Raw genomic sequence first — 18,547 nt, 5'->3', positions numbered from 1 at the left:
TCAACTCCACGCATACTTGCGGTGAAAGTCATCGACCTCTGTCAGCACAAGGTAACCCTTGCCCTTGAAGAAGTGATCATAAATCCCGCTGAATCTGGAGAAATCCACCTTCTTATCGCGGATTCCGAACAGCCACTCCACGTTCTGATCCAGAATATCGTCGTATTCCTCAAAGGTCAGTTCGTAGCGGCTGTCCAGATGCCCCTGTATGTTCATTGCACTTAGCTTCCTGACGGATTCCGGTGTAATTACCCCGCTGTAGAATTCAGATGAACAGCCAGAGCCATAGGAGAACAACCCGACTCTGCGGTAATCCTGAATATCCGCCTGGTCAATCAAGCTGCACAGACTGAGGTACAAGGCGGCGGAATAGACATTCCCCACCTGCATGCCGTAGGTCAGGGACGGGGCCACTCTCTGCTCAAAATCCTGCTGGACCGCAGAGCCCCTCAGCTTCAGCTCATCATGGATCAGCTTGCGGTGCGCGCCCTTGACCATACCGCCGAACGGCGTATGGAAGGCCAGGTAATCGAAGGTCTCACGGAAATCGACACCGTCCACCTTGTCCTTATAATTCTTGTAGGCGTTCTCCAGGCAGTCCAGATAGGACAGCAGCGACAAATCCGGGTTACCGGTCTCGATCTCCGGCAGCGGACGGCAGGTGTCCATTACCTCATAGCTGTAATGGCCGGTAGCGCCGAAATCCAGCTCCAGAATCTCAGGATTGGCACTGATCAGCATCGCTACGGCTCCGACAGCCTGGGTCGGCTCCCCATAGGTGCTTTTGGCAGCCGCCCTGGCAACATCGGTAGCAATGACTAGTGCCTTGGCTCCCGGAGACGCCCCCGAGGCGATAAAGCACGCAGCCATATGCAGTCCGGCGGTGCCGCCGTAGCAGGCCTGCTTCAGCTCGAATAAGCGGCAATGACGGCCGAGGCCCAGATAGTCATGGATATAGGTGCTGAGTGATTTACCGAAATCGACGCCCGACTCGCTGGCTGTAATGACCAGCTCAATCCGGTTTCTGTCCGCTTCGCTCAGAGCGTCAATAATCGGCTTCGCCGCATTGACCCCGCCGGTTACAGCATCCTCGCAGGCTACGCCCACCGACTTGCGGTCCATCATCAGGTTGTCGAACCGGCTGAGGTCCAGCCCCCGGCCCTCGAAGATCGTCCGGGCCGGAATTACCGCCGGTCCTCCGTAAAAATTGATGCTCTCAATCCCCACACGCATTCAGCTTGCTCCTTTTCTGATAATAATCCCGGTGTTGATTCCCCCGAAGCCGTAGGAATTGCTGAGTCCGCAGGTAATGCTTGCAGGCTCCGCCTGCCTCGCGGCGAACCGGTAATTCGGGCTAACCGGCTCCTCCAGCCAGGGCATCGGATGAAGATATTCCCCCTGCATCTGGAGAATCGTCGCCACGGCTTCAACTACTCCGGCCGCATACAGACAATGTCCGGTCAGTGTTTTGGTCGAATTCAGCCACAGGCCAGGCGTGTGGCTGCCGAATACCCGGGCGATGGATCTCAGCTCTGTCACATCCCCCAGCGGTGTTGAGGTGCCATGCGCATTGATATAATCTACCGCTGAGGGGCCAAGTCCGGCGGTACGCAACGCCAGCTCCATGGTCCGCACCTGTCCGTCCTCATTCGGATCGGACAGGCTATGGGCATCCAGCGAAGCTGCGCCCCCCGCAATGGTGGCCAGTACCTCTGCTTCCCGGGCCTCCGCGCTGTCTGCTCCCTCCAGGATCAGGCAGGCGGCGGCCTGCCCGAAGATGAAGCCCTCATGCCGGCTGTCGAACGGACGGCAGGCATGAGCAGGGGCCGAATGGAAGCTCCGGCCGCCGTAGGCTCCTATATTAAGGAAGCTTTGCAGCTCCAGCGGGGACAGATCGGCCAGGGGACCAATAACCATACAGACATCGGCTATGCCAAGCTGAATCATCTGCGCTGCTCTAAGCACTGCCGCATTGCCGCTAGCTGAAGCCCCGCCAACCGTGGCCCCTTCTCCGCGGATGCCGAACATTTCGCTTAGTACCCCGAGCTGGCAGGTATCCATGTAATTCAGAGCATAACGGGGATGGAGCAGCTCCGGCTGCCCCCCGTATTCCGTCATGGCTGCATAGCTGATTGCCGGTGAAATATTGCTTCCGGCTACGATCAGTCCAATCCGCTCCGCCTCAGGCTTGGTTACATTCAGCTTCGCCTGCTGCCAGGCCTGGGCAGCGGCCAGTGCTGAGGCCTTAACCGATTTGCCGGAGATACGGAACAACCGGCCGGCATTCCGCGATAAATCCCCTTTGTAACAGAGGAAGGCTGGCTCAAGCCCTTCCTCCGGCAGGGCTGCGCCGATCAGCGGTTGCCCGTCCGCATAGGTTAACCCTTCAAGATAGCCTATTCCGCTGCGTCCGTGCCGCAGCGCCCGGCTGAAGGCTTCGGTGCCGTTTGCAGCCGCGCTGACAATCCCCATCCCGGTAACGTATACCGGGCGGTAATCAGCATACCGGTAGCCGGGGGTGCGCTCAGAGATTCTCATGCAGGAAATCTACGACCTCTCCGATATTCTTCAAACTTCCGAACTGGAGCAGCGGTATTCTGAGCTTCAATTCGTCCATGGTGTCGGAGATAATATCGAACCGGTCAATGGAGTTCGCCCCCAGGTCTTTCATGCTCACTTCTCTGCGGATCTGCCCGGGCGTTAAGTCCGGCAGGATATCGATCATCTTCAGCTTCATAATCTCCAGTACCTGATCTTTGCTCATTCGTATCCCTCTCCTCTTAGAATCCGGGCTGCCCCGTCCATTATCCTGACCGCTATATCGCCGGCCCGGCGGTTTCTCCAGACTTCCAGCGGGCTTCCCTTCACCCATTGGTTGAAGGCTCCCATAGCAGGGCCGCACATGATGCTGTAATTGACCTTGTTGCCCGAATCCCCGGAGATCGCGGATGTTCTTGCCCGGGTCATATACCATTTGAAGACGGCGGCAAGCTGCTGCTTCGGATCTGCCTGGACAGCAGCCTGTTCTTCTGGAGGCATCGCCTGGCGGCTGGACTCCAGAACATCCGCCAAAGGCCGGCCGAAGTATTTGTCTTCGAGCTGGGACTTCGTCTTGCTGTCCAGTTGCTGAATAGAGGCGGTGCTGCGGTACAGCTCATATAATTTGTTGGCTCTAGCCGGGAAGAACAGCCCTTTCTTGACCACCTGGGCCTTGCCGCCCAGCTCGAACAGCTCCCGGGAAGGCACATATGCCATGTCGTACACACTCACCTGCGCCAGCAGCTCCTTGACCTCCGGGCTGGTGCCGCTCTCCACCGTACACTGATTAATCGACCCGGTCAGGATGAAATCCGCACCCATCAGGAACAGTCCTGCGGCGGCTTCCGGTGTTCCGATGCCTCCGGCAGCGCCGATATGCATCCTGCTCACCGGAGCGAAGGTGACCGCCAGCTCTTTCTTCAGCCGGATAAGCGTCGGCAGCAGGCTCAGAAGGTTGGCCTGATCCGTCGGCCCGGCCGAATCTCCGGCCGCGCAGAGATCATCGGCAACTGGAACCAGCCGGGCCAGCTCCGCCTGCTCCGCCGTAATCTGCCGCTGTGCCAGCAGCTTGTCCACGATGCGGGCCGGAGCGGGCGACATGAACATGGAGGCAATGTCGGGCCGCGAGACCTTGGCGATGATCTTGTGGCTGCTCTGCACAGTACCATCCTCCGCCCGTGTAAGGCCCAGCAGACGGTATTTAATCAGTGCTGGCGTCAAGGTGAGGTAAGAGGATGCTTCAACCAGCCTGATCTTCTCCTGGAGCAGGAGATCGATCAGCTGCTCCTCCTGCTGCGGATAGATCGCGTGATAGGTGACTGACACCCCAAGAAGCTTGCTGTCCCCGAGTTCCCTGCGGATATGGCGGATTGCATTCCCAAGCTCCGCTGCCTTCATGCCGCCGGCTCCCAGAAAGGCGAGACAGCCGGCTCTCCCGGCTTGCACAACCAGCTCCTGTGAAGATATTCCGTCATTCATGCCTCCCATCAGATATGCATAGTCCAATCCGTACCGGTGTTTGAATACCGGGCTTCCCAGCCCGGTCCCGGTGAGAGCTCCTCCAAGGGCTGGCTGCTCTTGCGTCACGGCTTCTGCAGCCTCCAAGATTTCCGCAGCCTCGTCAGCTTCCGGCGTTACAGCCACGGCTGGAACCGCAGCCTTGTCATCCGTATCCGGCAGCGTATCTGCTTCGGCGGTCGCGGCTGCTTCCGCGATGGCCAGTGCCGCTTCGGCGGCATCATCGACGATGAGCGCTCCGGCTTCGCGCTGAATTTTGCTGACCAGTCCTGCGATTACATGTCCCGGGCCGATCTGGGTCAGCTCCATGTCCGGGTGCCTGCCCATGAGATAACGGACAGATTCGGACCATTTCACACTGCTGATCATCTGCTCGGTCATAAAGTGCAGAGCGCCGTCTGCCGAGTACGGCCGGGCTGTCAGGTTGGCAATGACCGGAATAGACGGCGGCGCGAACTCGAACTGGCTGAGGAATTCCCGGAATTGCATCGCTGAAGGGCGCATATACCGGGAATGAAAAGCACCGCTGACATTCAGAATCACATAAGCGGAAGCACCGCTCTTCTCGAAGATTTCTTTGGCGGCTTCGACATCCTCCTTCAGACCGGAGACAGCAATCTGCGTAGGTGTATTAAGATTAGCCACATCCAGCTGGTCGAGACTGTTCTGTGCTAGAATCCGCAGGACCTCTTCCTCCGTTAGCCCGATGACTGCGGCCATGCCGCCGCCGGTGGCTGAATTCATCAGTGCGCCCCGTTGCTGCACAATTCTCAGTCCAGTCTCGAAATCGAACACACCCGCCGCATAGAGCGCACTGTACTCACCCAGGCTATGCCCGGCTACGAAATCCGGTGTTCCGCTTCCCTTCTGTAATTCCTTAAGATAGGACAGCACATTAACGACATAGAGCGCAGGCTGCGTATAAGCAGTAGTATCCAGCAGCTTAGTGCTGTTCCTAAGGCACAGCTCTTCAATGGAATAACCGAGCACCCGGTCCGCAATCGCTGTATATTCGGGATACTCTTGGAACAGACTGCCTCCCATGCCAACGAACTGTGCACCCTGCCCCGGAAATAAATAGGCTTTCTTGCTCATCAGCGGCTCCTCCGCCTCCTTCTCAAGGTTCATTTGCGTACAATCAGCCACGAGCTCATTCAGCTTCTTCCATTCACTGCCCATCGGCGTAATTACGGACCGGACTTGCCCTGCCTGCTTTTTCCCCAGAATGTATTTGCTGAAATTCTCCAGGGTACCGGAAGGACCCAGATCAAGAAAGAACCGCTCTCCTCCGGCAGCCAGACTTTCAAGTGCCCCCCGGAAGTTCATCGGCTTCCTCAGCACATCCCACAGGAACGATTCATCCACCTTCTGCACGATTCCTCCGGCCATAGAGGATACCAAAGTGACTTCCCCGGCCGGAGTCTTATACTCTATCTTCTGTAAATATGTACGGTAAGGCTCCTCCAGTCCGTCGATGGATGAGGAGTGAAAGGCATAGTTCACAGGCAGCTTCAGACTGGCTACGCCGCGCTCTTTGATGAACTTCTGGACTTCCTTAACCTGCTCGCGTCTGCAGGCAATGGTGAAATGCTGGTCGAAATTCACCGCAATCAGCTCTGAGCGGGTATTCAGCTCTGCGTTCCCGTGATAGAGCTGTTCATGATCCAGTACGGCAATCATCGCACCAGTAGTGCAGGTTGCGCGGAGCAGCTCTACTTGCTTCACGATCAGCTCCAGTGCCTGCTGCGGCGTCAGCACTTTAGCTACTGCCAGCGCAACATACTCTCCAAGACTGACACCCAGTGTATAGCGCGGGGTGATGCCCTCTGCCGCCAATGTTTCTGCCAGCGCAAACTGAACCATGAAGATTGCGGGATGGGAATAGACAATATCTTCGAACTTGGAGCCTTTGCGCTTTGTGCCCAGATACAGCTCTGTAATCACACTTTTGCCGGTCAGCTCATGAAAGATCCGGTCCAGACGCTCCATTGATTGACGGAATACCGGCTGCTTTTCGAACAATTCATACCCCATCTTGTGGTACTGTGAGCCTTGCCCGGAGAACATAAACACCATTTCGCTGTGCATTTTCCGTACCTCCCGAATGTGGAGCGGCTTATTTGAAATCAAACACTCTGGCATTATTCTTGCGGTTCCTGTATTTCACAAAATGATTGATATCATCGATCTGAAAATACAGATTCTTCTTGTAAAGATAGCTCATCTCTTTGCCCGGCGGATCACCGAAGGAATGACCCGGGAATACCTGTGCGCTTGGCGGAATCAGCCGGATCAGCCGGTGGATGCTGTAGAACATATCCTCTGCCGAACCGCCGTCGCTGTCGCATAAGCCGCAGCCTTCGATAAATACCGTATCGCCGGAGAACAGATGGTCTTCGCCCCAGTAACAGACGCTGCCCGGGGTGTGCCCGGGGGTCACTAGACAGGTGATTGCTGAATCTCCAATGTGAATCCGGTCCATGTCTTCAACGGTTCTGAGCCGGTTGCAGCGGTATTTATAGTAGTCCGCCTCTGTTTTGGAGATATAGACGGTGGGACGGTAGAGCCTTTCGAGCTTCTTTACCATATTGGTGTGGTCAAAATGAGAGTGGGTCAGCAGCACAGCCTCAAGCGAGGCGTCATGTGACTCCAAAATACGGATCATCTGCGATACATCCCAGGACGGATCAACCACAAAAGCTTTGCGGGAGGTCTTGTCAATACCGAGATAAGCGTAGTTAAAAAAAGTCATGCACTGCGTTTTAAGCGTAAACAGATCATAGGTCGCTTCCATGCCCGCCTCCTTGAAGATTTGCTGTGTCATATTTTCCAGAATTTTCACTACTAATCTACTAAATTATCATCTACTCGTTCTCTGACTGTCAATGAATGTTTATGCTGTATAATGTTAATTTTTGTTTCAATTTATAGTATATTTACCGTCTGTGTCCCGCGATGAGAATACAGTCCGCCATAAAGCGCCGTTCATCGTCTCCCGGCAGGAGATGAATGTCCCTGTAGCCCGCATCTGCGAATGCCTGCTCCCAGGCATACGGGTCTATGATCGGAGAGCTATCGCGCAGCTTCCGGTCCTCGAACAGCCACCAGCCTTCGGCAAGCCCCCAGACCATATCCACCCAGCGCCGCCGCTGGCAGGCCTCGATCAGCATCAGCAGACCACCCGGTACAAGCACCTGCCGGAGGTGCTCCAGTGTCACGCCTATATCTCTTGTTGCATGGACTACATTCAGCCCAACCACAGCATCAAAGCTGTGCAGTGCAAGGCCCTGATCTGCCGGATTGCTGCTGATATCGAAGGTGCTGAAATGCAGCGCGTGGAAGTCGGGATTATCCTTCGCTTTGGTAATGAAATATTCCCCTATATCCGTGAAGCAGTAATTCACATTCGGCAGTGCGGCCAGATCGAGCAGCTGACGGGTCAACAAGCCGGTCCCGCCGCCAATCTCGAGGATATGAACCGGCTTGCCGCTGCGGGCTTTAGAGATTAAGGAAGCAAGAATATCATGTGTTACCCTGGCATAGACCCGCTCCCTTCCATGCTCTGCCGTATCCCGGTTGCTCTGCTCCAGTGCATCCGCGCTGCCTTTGGGAAAAAGTACACTGACCGGCGGGATGGCCCCGCTGAGGGCCTCCTTATAATTGGCGCAGCAATAATCCAGGAACCGGAGCATTCCCCGGAATTCGGGATAATCCTCCAGACAAGCCTCGTATAACTTCTGCGGTTCAGGAATCTCCGCTTCGGGCTTGATGAATTGCAGACGGCTGCCGAGCAGTCTGACCACCCCATCCTCTGCCAGCATGCCGATCATACAATCCAGCAGCCGGCTATATGCCGGGAGAAGCTTCAACTGCTTCACCCAGACGGTCCGGTCATGGACTGCCCCAGGCGAAGTATCGAAGCCGCATTGACTGATATACCTGTAGGCATAGCTCATGCACAATTCATTCAGGCGATCCTCCAGACCGGCATAGCCTTCAATTCCTTTTATATCCAGCTCCGACAGGTGCAGTTCCTCCTTGTCCTTCAGGAGCGCGCTGTTGTCCTGCAGACGGAAGGGAGCGGGTTCCGCCGGGAAGATGAACTCTTCCACAGCCCGGTTAAGTTCGCCATGATGCGTCATGAACAGGAAATGGGCAGCATCCGCCAGCTCCAGACTATGGGCACCAGGGATGGCAGCTGCCATTTCTGCAGATTGCCGGGTATTGATAATGGTGTCTTTCCTGCCGCAGACGATCAGTACCGGCACCCGGATACGGCCGAGCAGTCCGGCAGTAGAGTAGCTGCGGTGATTGTCGGGCAGATAATATTCCATATACTTCGTGAAAATCTGCTTGTCGATGCTCTTCCCGTATTCCATCAGTTCCAGTGAATCGAGCCCGTGGTCGACGGCTTCCAAATCCTTGCGCATGGCCGAGTCGGCGTTCATCTGCGGATTCTCATTGACGATTTCATAGATGGAGCTGACCAGAATAAGACTGGAGACCCGCTGCGGGTACATGACACTGAACGTTTGTCCGATCAGCCCTCCCCAGGATATGCCGATCACATCCGCCGCTTCCGTCACTCCCAGCCGGTCCAATACTTCGGCAATCACCTGGACCCTATGCTCCAACGAGTAATTATCAATAGCCTCACTGAGACCGCAGCCCGGATTATGAATGCTAATGACCCGGCAGCGGCTGGAGAAATAATCAAGCTGATGCAGAATCATCGGCGAGGCCATCCCCACCCCGCCGACAATCACCAGCGGCTTGCCCTTCCCCGAGATCACCGCTTCTATTTTCTGTCCGGCGGAGGTATTGACCAATACTTGTATATATTTGTGCGGCACACGATCCAGCTCGGATACAGACAGCGTTTGATAACCTGTCTTGGCCGAGGCTGCGGAAGAGCCGTCAAGCTTGCTCCAGAAGTCAAGGAAAAAGCGGTCCGCGCTGTTGACCAGCCACAGGGAATCCTGCGGGGCCCGCGGGCTCTCTTCAGGCTGGTAATTTGGAGAGCTAACTTGCTCCTTGTCCTGTACATTGGTTGTTCCGCTGAGGCCCTGAACTGCTGCTTCGGGAAAGGAAGCGAGCAAATATCCGCTTAAGCTGTTGATCGTGCTGTATTCAAAGAAACTGTCCAGCGGAAAGCTGAACCCCAGGCGTTCGGTCAAAAAGCTGTGAAAGCCCGTGAAGCTGATAGAATCGAACCCGAAGCTCTTCCAGTCGTCATCCGGGCGGATTTTGTCTGCCGGTACCTTCAGCAGCGCAGATACCCCCTCTGCCAGCAGCTTATTCAATGATCCGGCCGAACTCAGCCGCTCCGCTGGCGCAGGGGGCGAGGCTGCTCCATATAGCGGCTCCTCCTGCATCTTCTGCGGCGGCTGTACCGGCATACCGGAAGGCCGCGTGCTGCTCTCTCTAATGATTTTCAACGCTTCCTCCGGTGACATTTGCTGATTCTCTACCAGCTTCAACAGCTGCATTCTCGAATAGGTGCTCATTCCAGGAGATCCCCCACTAACAGATTTAGATTCTCGGCGCTTATTTCCCTGTTATGCAGCTTGTTCAGCCACATCAGCAGCTGGTTATCGTCCAAGACTTCGGATGCTTCTTCAGTGAAGGCGGGCAGGACAGGCGCTTCTCCTTCAGGAGCTTTCACCGGACTTGGCAGCCAATAACGTTCTTCGTCAAAAGCATATTCGGGCAGCGGTGTCTTGCGCATAGGCTGCGGGTACCAGCTGCTCCAGTCGATGGATACTCCCTGCACCCAGAGCTGCGCCAGCTTATCCAGTCTCCGGGCAAGCAGCAGCTCACTTAGGAACAGGCGGCTCTCCTCGCCGTCGAACAGCTGGCTGAGCGCCGAGCGCTGGCTGCTCTGCCCTTCGTAGATGCCGGACTGGCCTTGACGCCCGGACAGGTAGGCCTCCAGCTTCCCGTGCAGCATGCTCAGACTGTCCGCCACAATAGCCAGCCGCTCCGTCATCTCGGCGCGTCCGGTCTGAAGATTGTAGGCCAGCTGCTCCAGAGTCAGACTGTCATGCAGGCAGACCTTTTCTTCAGGGAGAACTGTATGGTACCGCAGCTCATAATAGTTGCTGATCCCCGAAGGATCGTGCTGCATCAGGAACATCACCAGACTGCCAAGTGAAGAGAAGCCGTAGACGGCATCCTTGAACTCAAGTCCGAATTTGTCCCTCAGCAGCTCCAGAAGCTGCAGTGTCTTGACCGCATCCAGCCCGTATTCCTCAAGCTCCGCTCCCGGATCAATTTCCTCCCCGTCAAGCGCCATCACTTCTCTGAATAAGGCGGTGACGTCCCGCAGCAGGCATGTCTCGATGCTGTGGATATTGTTATTCAGCGCAGGACTGGCCGCTTCAGCTGTCAACATGCGGGCAATGTAGGCCTGTAACCTGCGGCTGTTTTCCCTGAGGCTGGTCCCGCTTTTGGCAGAGAGAATAATGATGTGCGGGTTGCGGCCCTGTTCAGGGACCTCCGCCGGCGGGTTGCGGTATTCCTCCAGCACGATATGGGCATTGCTCCCGCCTACGCCGAATGCGCTGACACCTGCCCTGCGCGGAATGACGCTGTCCCGGCTGCCGGTAAGCGGCTTCCATGGAACCGTGTGCTCCGCAATGCTAAGCCCGCTGCCCTCCAGCTTGATATAGGGGTTCAACTCCTCAAAATGGATGTTTCCCGGAATGCTCCCGTGCTTCATCGACAGCAGCACTTTGCTGACACCCGCGATGCCCGCCGCTGATTCCAGATGGCCAATCGCCGTTTTAACCGAACCGATTACACATTGCGGCAGCTCGGATTCAGGCTTGCCCCACTGCTGGTAAAGGGCTTTGAAGGCTTTCTTCAATCCTTCGACCTCAATCGGATCGCCCAGGCTGGTGCCTGTACCGTGTGTCTCGATGTAAGTAACCGTGGAAGGGTCTATCCCTGCCGCTGCATGGGCGCGGATAATTACCTCAGCCTGGGCTTTGGCATGCGGCGAAGTGATTGAATTCGACTTCCCTCCGTGATTGACCGCAGTTCCCCGGATCACCCCGTGAATATAGTCCTTATCCCTGACGGCGGCGGACAACGGCTTCAGCAGCAGCGCACCCGCACCTTCGCCCCGTACATACCCGTCGGCGTCTTTGTCGAAGGTCTTGCATTTCCCGTCCTTACTGAGCATCCCCAGACTTCCACCCGCAATGAATAGGTTCGGGCTGGCAATCAGGTTGATTCCGCCTGCTACCGCATAAGGGCAGCCTTCATTCCAGATGGACTCCACCGCACGGTGGATTGCCACCAGTGAGCTGGAGCAGGCTGTATCCACCGGCTCGCTCGGTCCGCTCCAATTGAAGAAATAGGAGATACGGTTGGTCAGCATCGTGCGGGTCAGTGTAGTGGCTATCTCCTCCTTAAGAAGCAGTTCCTGATAATCCCCGTTCGATACCCCGATGAACACCGAGGTCCGGGTACCCGACAGCGTCTCCGGCTTGTAGCCCGCATTCTCCAGCGTATGCCATACGGTCTGAAGCATATGTCTCTCCTGCGGGTCCATTTTCTCCGCCTCCACTGGTGAAATACCGAAGAATAACGGATCAAACGTATCAATGCGCTTCAGGAATGCACCGTATTTAACATCTGTTCTCCCGGCCTCCCGGCGCGGATCACCGTACCGTTCCTGCCAGCTCCAGCGGTCTTCGGGAATGGTAGTGACCATATCCTTCTGTGCCGCCAGATTGGACCAGAACTGCTCCAGGTCGTCTGCTCCGGGCATCATCCCGCTCATGCCCACGATGGCGATAGGCTCTCTGGCACCGGGCAGAACACCCGTAGTCTGTCCCGGCTGTGCGGCTGAACTCGCTGATTGCAGAGCCTGGGCTGCCCCAGTACCCGGTTCAGGGTGCATCAGTCTGAAGGCAGCCTGAGCCTTAAGGGCGGATTGCTCAGACTCTGATTGCTTCGCTTGAACCGTCAGATGACCGGTCTTAAGCTCCTCCTCCGGCGCAAAATACCGGTCTACCGCGGACCGGAACTCCCCGTAGACCGCTTCCGCAATTGCAGCTGGTGTAGACTGCTCAAAGAACAGCGTAGGTGTGATTTCCACCCCAAGCGTGCGGTTAACGGCATTCGACAGCTCGGTGAACGAGATGGAATCGAATCCGAGCTCAGCAAGGTCGGACTCCCGGTGAATCTCATTCCGGTCGCTCTTAAGGATCTCTGCCATAATCCCGATGAGTGCCTCCTCCAGTTGACGGCTCCGTCCGGTAACCGCATGCGCGGCGCTATCGCAGCCTTCCGGCTGTCTTAGCTGGCGCTTCGGCTGTCCCGCTGTCCCGGTGAATGCCTGAATAATTCTCTCCTTGTCGCCGGAGACCACCATCACCTGGGCTTCCGGTGAGGACAGGCTCTCTTCCAGGGCGAGCAGTCCTGATTGATCGGATAGCGGCAGCATCCCGAATCTCGTCCACAATAGCTCCCTTGTCCCGCTGTCCACCTGCATGCCGCCCTTGTCCCACAAGGACCAGTTCACTGCGGTATCCCTTCTGCCCCGCTTCTCATTCATAAGTGCCACATAATGATCCAAGAAGCTGTTGGCATAAGCATAGTCACTCTGTCCGATATTGCCGATCAGCGCGGTGGATGAAGAGAACGGCAGGAACAGCAGCTCCGGATTGTCGCGGGACAGCGCCCGGTATAGATGAACTGTTCCGTATACCTTGGCACTCAGCACCTCGGCTATATCCGCCATGTTCTTTTTGGCCAGCAGCGAATCCTTAATGACACCTGCGGAGTGGATGACTCCATCCAGCCGGTTATAGATTTCTTTGGTTGCTGTTACCGCCAGCTCTACGGTCTTCTCGTCTGCTAAATCCAGCGGGAGATAGGCTGCATCACCGCCAAGAACCCTCAGCCGCTCCAGCTTGGCGGGGTCGGCGCTTATGCTTCTGCCGCAGAGGATCAGCCGGGCCTGATACTTTGCCGCCAAATGCTCGGCCACCTTGTAGCCCAGCCCGCCCAGCCCGCCGACAATCATATAAGCACCGCCGGTCTTCAGCTTGCCTGTGCTGCCCGCAAGCGGCAGTGAGGGAATTAAGCGCCGGCTATATCTGGTGCCGTCTTCATACTTGACCTCATATTCAGGTCTACTGTCTGAAAGCTCCTGCTCCAGTACATCCTTCAATCTGCTGTGATCCTTGAGCTGGATCAGGCTGCCCTGAAGCTTCGGATTCTCCAGTGCGGCTGAGCGGAAGAAGCCGGACAGTGCGCTATACTCGGCGACTGTCTGCCTATTACGGTAGATGCAGACCAGACGGACCGGATGCCGGAAGCGGATGGAGGCCAGCCATTTACACAGGTGGAACACGGGATAGATATCCTTGTCCACACGTTCCTTGACTGTCCGGCAGCCCGGACTGCCAAGCAGATAGATAATCTGCAGTCGCGTATCCTCAGCGATGCTGTAATCCTCTGCCAGTCTTGCATAGCTCTGCGGATCGGACGGATTCAGCTGAACCTGATCTGCGGTCAGCTTGCAGTAGATTGAAGCGGATTTTACCTGTATGGCATCGGCAGGAAATTCAGCGCCTGGCTGGGCCTCTTGTTCAACGGGAGCCCCCATGACCAGGAGGGTGACTCCTGAAGCGGAGGGTTCTGCCAGCGGTTCTATAGCACTCTCCACCCAGCTTGGGGTCAGATAGACCAGTTCACCTGCACTGGACTTCGGCTCCGGCAAGGAAGATGAAGCTTCTGCATGCGGGTTCACCTGGAACGGGCGGAGCGTAAGCTCCTTCATTCTTGAGACCACATTTCCGGCTTCCGTCAGGAACGCAATATCGAATTTCAGTCCCTGGCCCGGCGAGCGCTTAACATAAGCGTATGCGGGCTGACTGGAAGCATCGATAATGTCGAGCTGTCCCAGCACGAACGGCACGAACAGCACCTGCCGGTCGATCAGTCCTGTCCGGTAGGCAAAAGCCACTGCTGACTGCAAGCCTCCGTCCGTTAAAGTCGGATGCAGCTGGTAACTGTCCAGTGTCGGCCGGAGATCTTCCGGCACGGCCAGCCTGGAGATGGCCTCTGCCGGATTGAAATACAAGGCCTGTATCCCTGAGAAGCGGTGGCCCAGCTCAGCACCCAGACTACGCAGCAGCTCATAGTAGGAGCGCGCCTCTTGCTCCCCTCCGCTGCATCGGCCGGTCAGGAGACTGACATCCAGGCTCTCCGGCAGTCTGTCTGCGGAAGAAGCAAGCACCAGCTTGCCTTGGGCGTGTTCCACCCGCTGTCCGTCCTGTCCGGAATAGATCTGAAAACCGATTCCTTGGGCACCAGGCTGCAATACAGCCCTAACCTCCAGCGCTTGCTTGTCCACCAGAACCGGACTTGACCAGACTACATTGCGGATTCCGGTAACGGTCTGCCCGGGAGCGGCCAGTGCACCGGCTGCCCGGATCATCTCCAGATAGACAACGCCCGGCAGGACATGCCCATGGTCGGCCAGATAGAATTCATTACCTGCAAAGGTTTTCTCGAACACCTGCTCATACAGCGTGGACCTGTTCCGGTCAATCAGCGCATGCAGCGCATTGACGGGAACTTCAGTCTTGGCGGGAACACCGCCTGACTCCTTCAGCGGCATCCAATAACGGGTCTGTGCAAAAGGGTACCCCGGCAAGGGCATTCTTACCGGATGCCGGTTGCCGTATAGCACAGTCCAATCTATGGTGCTGCCCTCTGTCCATGCCTTGGCGAGGAAAACATGATTCCTAGCGGATAAGGCACCGGCGATTCCCGCAGGGGAATTGTCCGCTGTTTGGGCTGCTATGCGTGATTTACGGACACTGCCTGTGAAGAGCGAATCCGACGGATACCCGCCGCAATAAGCGGCCAGTGCCTCCCGCAGCTCCTCCGGTGTCGAGCCAATGACAGCCAGCCGTTCCTCCAGCTCTTCCCGTCCGGTCTGGAGGGTATAAGCCATCCTGTGTATATCCGCCGCTCCGGTAAGTGCGCTCTGAAGGAGAGCCGCATACTCGCACAGCCGTTCAGAATTCTTAGCCGACAGGAGAAATACGGCGGGTTCATGCACAGCCCGTATGGGTTGTACTGGCTGCAAATACTCTTCAATAACGGCGTGGGCGTTCGTGCCGCCGAAGCCGAAGGAGCTGACACCTGCGCAGCGCGGAAGCGGCTGTCCGTCTCTGTTCACCCCTGCCTCCCAGTTCTTCGTGTGCTCCAGTACATAGAACGGGGTGCCTTCCAGCTGAATATACGGATTGAGCTCCTTGAAATGAAGGTTTCCAGGCAGCTTGCCTCTGGAGAGAGACAGCAATACCTTAATCACCCCGGCAATCCCGGATGCAGGCTCCAGATGGCCGATATTCGATTTGAATGCGCCAAGACCAATCCGCGGTCCGGGACCCGGAAGGGTATCCCGGCGGCGGTACAGTTCAGTGAAGGCCTTCTTCAGCCCGTTGATCTCCACCGGGTCCCCCAGCTCTGTGCCCGTTCCATGCGTCTCAATGTAAGATACGGCTGACGGATCGACACCCGCCTCAGTGAAGGCCTGCACCACCAGCTCCGCCTGAGCATCCGGGCTCGGGGCAGTCAGCGAATGCCCACGCCCCCCGTGATTCACGGCAGTGCCCTTGATTACGCCGTAGATGTGATCTCCATCTGCTACGGCCTGCTCCAGCGGCTTCAGCACTATGACTCCAACACCTTCACCCTTAACGTAGCCGTCCGCACTGCGGTCGAAGGTTCTGCATTGTCCTTCCGGGGAGAATACGCCCATTACTCCTGCTCCTACATAGGTATTGGGATCAAGCATCAGGCTGACCCCGCCGGCCAGAGCAAGGCTGCTCTCTCCCTGCTGGATAGACTTCACCGCCCGGTGCAAGGCGACGAGACTGCTGGAGCAGGCGGTGTCAATGGATTCGCTCGGCCCTTTGAAATTGAACAGATAGGATACCCGGTTGCTGAGCAGAGCAGTTGCATTGCCAATGCTGGACTGGGCCTGAATCTTATCCATGTTCGCAGACAAAAGCTGCTGATAATCATTGAATTGTACGCCTGAGAAGACACCCACCGGCTGCCCGGCAAGCGCGGACATCCGGTACCCGCTGTCCTCTACAGCCTTCCAGACGGCCTGAATGAACAATCTCTGCTGCGGGTCCATCAGCTCTGCTTCACGTGGTGAGATCTGGAAGAACTTCGCATCAAATGTATCATGGCCGCTGATAAAGCCGCCCCAGCGGGAATTCGTCCGGTTCTCCGCCTGCGGGTCCGTACTGTAGTACGCCTTCCAATCCCAGCGGTCTGCCGGTATCTCCCGGATCTGGTTCCCCTGGTTCTCCAGAATCCGCCAGAGCTCCTCTGCCGTATCGGCGCCCGGCAGCTTGAAGCTCATGCCGGTCACCGCCACATCCCGCAGCGCTGCCTGTTTCGGAGCGGCGATAGTGCGGCTGGTCTTGCTGCGGCCCAGGAATTTGCGGGCCAGCGGCAGCAGCTCCGGCGGCTGTGCTTCGTCTGTGGATGCTGCTGCGAAGCGATAAGGATCAGCGTCAGCCCCCACGGGAGGCAATGCGGACGCAGCCGGGAACTTAAGCAGCGGCTCTGCCCGTTCAGGTGAAGCAGCTGGCGCAGCCGCCAGAGTCACAGCGGAATAGTGCGCCTGAAGCTCCTGGCCGAACTCCTCCAGCAGGAATGCGAGCAGCTCCTCCAGTGTAGTTTTGGCAAAGAAGACCGCCGGTGACAGTTCAATATCATACATTCCGCTTAATTCGTCGGCGAATTCCTTCAATGACAGCGAATCAAAGCCGAAATCGCCCATGTTCTCCTCCACGTTCAGCTTCCCGGGCTGTGTCTGCAAAATCTGCGCCGCCAGGTTCAGCACATCCTGCATCGCCTGTTGTTCCAATGATCCGGTGTTGATCTCCGTATGCTCCTCCAACCTCACACTTCCTCCCTTGACCTGTGCGACCTGCTCCGGCTTCAGCTTCAGCTGCATCTCCAGCCGTGCCCGTTCCCCGTATACTACTGCGGCTTGCCGGGTCTCACTTGCCAATAGTTGTTCAAAAGCGCTGATTCCCAGCTCAGCGGATAAATATCCCATCCCGGAGGTCTGCAAATAGAGCTGTTCCCCCTGCGGGTCCAGGTGCATGCCTCCCGCTTCCCACAGCGGCCAATTCACGCTTAGGCTCTTGCCCTGCCGCCTGCCCTGCTCCATCCATTGATGCCTGAGCTGCAAATACCGGTCCATGAACCGGTTCGCCACCGCGTAGTCGCATTGACCGAAATCCCCCAGCAAGGAAGACGTTGAGGAGAAGGCGGCGAAGAAATCCAGCGGCTCGTGCCGCGTGGCTTCATCGAGGGCGGCGATTCCGGCGATTTTCGGCCGGAGAACCTCTGCGAAGGCGGCGGTGTTTTTCTGAAAAACAAGCTGTCCGCTCACCTGTCCCGCCGCATGGATCACACCGTTAACCGCTCCATACCGCTGCTTCGCCTCCCGGACTGCCGCATGCACCTCCGCAGGATTTGCAATATCGCAGGCCAGGTACAGCGCTTCTCCGCCTAAGGTGCGCAATGCGTCAAGCTGATGATTTAAGGAAGCAGTAAGCGGACGCCTGCCCAGCAGAATCAGCTTCGTCTGCCGTTTCTGTGCGAGATGTGTACTCAGGATCTTGCCCAGCGCCCCGGCTCCGCCGGAGATGATATACACACCGCCTTGCTTCAGCTGAACGGGTCCGCCGCCTGCCTTCAAGTCAAGCTCGCTGAACTCCCGCTCTAATCTGCGGCCCTGCCTGTATTCCGCCTCATGTGTAAAAGCAAAACGGTCCAGCAGACTCTCCTGGCGGATAAGCTCTGCCAGATTGTACTCCCCGTCGGCAAGCCGGATGTGAGTGAAACGCAGGCGCGGATATACCCGCTGTAACGAGCTGCCGTACGCTCCCAGGGCTTCCGTAGCCGGGTCTGCTTCAGCACCGCTTCTGGCTATGGATAACCAGCGGAGGTTCAACCGCAGCTTCAGGGTATGGAAGGCTTGAATCCAGTGGAATACGGTGAGCATCGCGCCAGTATCTGGTGTAAGCGGCCCCTCTGTGGATGAGGATTTCCTCCAAAGCATCACAGCATGGGTAACGTTCAGCTTCGCTCCTTTCACATCTGTCAGCACAGCGGTATAGTCCTGCTCAGCCTCGGGATTAATCATGTAATCATGTTCTGCCTGTTTGTGGAAGGAACCGCCTGCTGCAACGCTTATCACAGTGAAATTACGGCTTAATTCTCTTGCAGCCTCACGGGCCTCTATGTCCCCTGCTGCCATGTACACCAGCAGAGCCTCTGCCCCGGAGGGGGCAGCTGAAGGCTCTGGAGCAGGGACGGATTCCGTCCACCGCTCCCGGAAATAGATCAATTCTTTGCGTTCATCCAAGTTATCCATGCCCATTGTGCTGACCACCAACCTATGTTTGATATACTGAGTTCCGGTATCTGA

At 56.8% G+C, this 18,547-nt stretch carries 7 protein-coding genes; all 7 read right to left on the bottom strand.

Annotated elements, in window-relative coordinates:
- On the bottom strand, window positions 1-1,233 hold the full coding sequence (locus tag NSS83_RS02855; protein WP_341021945.1) for a hydroxymethylglutaryl-CoA synthase family protein: 1,233 nt from the start codon (window positions 1,231-1,233) through the stop codon (window positions 1-3).
- Window positions 1,234-2,538: a beta-ketoacyl synthase N-terminal-like domain-containing protein gene (locus tag NSS83_RS02850; RefSeq protein WP_341185840.1), complete on the bottom strand. Its 1,305-nt coding sequence runs from the start codon at window positions 2,536-2,538 to the stop codon at window positions 1,234-1,236.
- Entirely contained in the window at window positions 2,525-2,764 is a 240-nt protein-coding gene (locus NSS83_RS02845) for a phosphopantetheine-binding protein (protein ID WP_341347631.1), read from the bottom strand. Before NSS83_RS02845 ends, NSS83_RS02850 begins: the two co-directional genes overlap by 14 nt.
- On the bottom strand, window positions 2,761-6,144 hold the full coding sequence (fabD, locus tag NSS83_RS02840) for an ACP S-malonyltransferase (RefSeq protein ID WP_341185842.1): 3,384 nt from the start codon (window positions 6,142-6,144) through the stop codon (window positions 2,761-2,763). Before fabD ends, NSS83_RS02845 begins: the two co-directional genes overlap by 4 nt.
- Before the next feature lie 28 nt (window positions 6,145-6,172).
- On the bottom strand, window positions 6,173-6,850 hold the full coding sequence (locus NSS83_RS02835) for an MBL fold metallo-hydrolase (protein ID WP_341347630.1): 678 nt from the start codon (window positions 6,848-6,850) through the stop codon (window positions 6,173-6,175).
- A gap of 142 nt (window positions 6,851-6,992) precedes the next feature.
- A complete protein-coding gene (locus NSS83_RS02830; protein ID WP_341185844.1) occupies window positions 6,993-9,563 on the bottom strand; it encodes an alpha/beta fold hydrolase in 2,571 nt (856 codons plus the stop codon).
- Window positions 9,560-18,499, bottom strand: a complete 8,940-nt coding sequence (locus NSS83_RS02825; RefSeq protein WP_341347629.1) for an SDR family NAD(P)-dependent oxidoreductase — start codon at window positions 18,497-18,499, stop codon at window positions 9,560-9,562. Before NSS83_RS02825 ends, NSS83_RS02830 begins: the two co-directional genes overlap by 4 nt.
- Between the last annotated feature and the right edge of the window lie 48 nt (window positions 18,500-18,547).

It is taken from the genome of Paenibacillus sp. FSL H3-0469, assembly GCF_038051945.1.
In the GTDB taxonomy this organism is placed as follows: domain Bacteria; phylum Bacillota; class Bacilli; order Paenibacillales; family Paenibacillaceae; genus Paenibacillus_AQ.
Note: the sequence above shows the minus strand (reverse complement) of the source record. Positions and strands in the feature narration are given on the sequence as shown.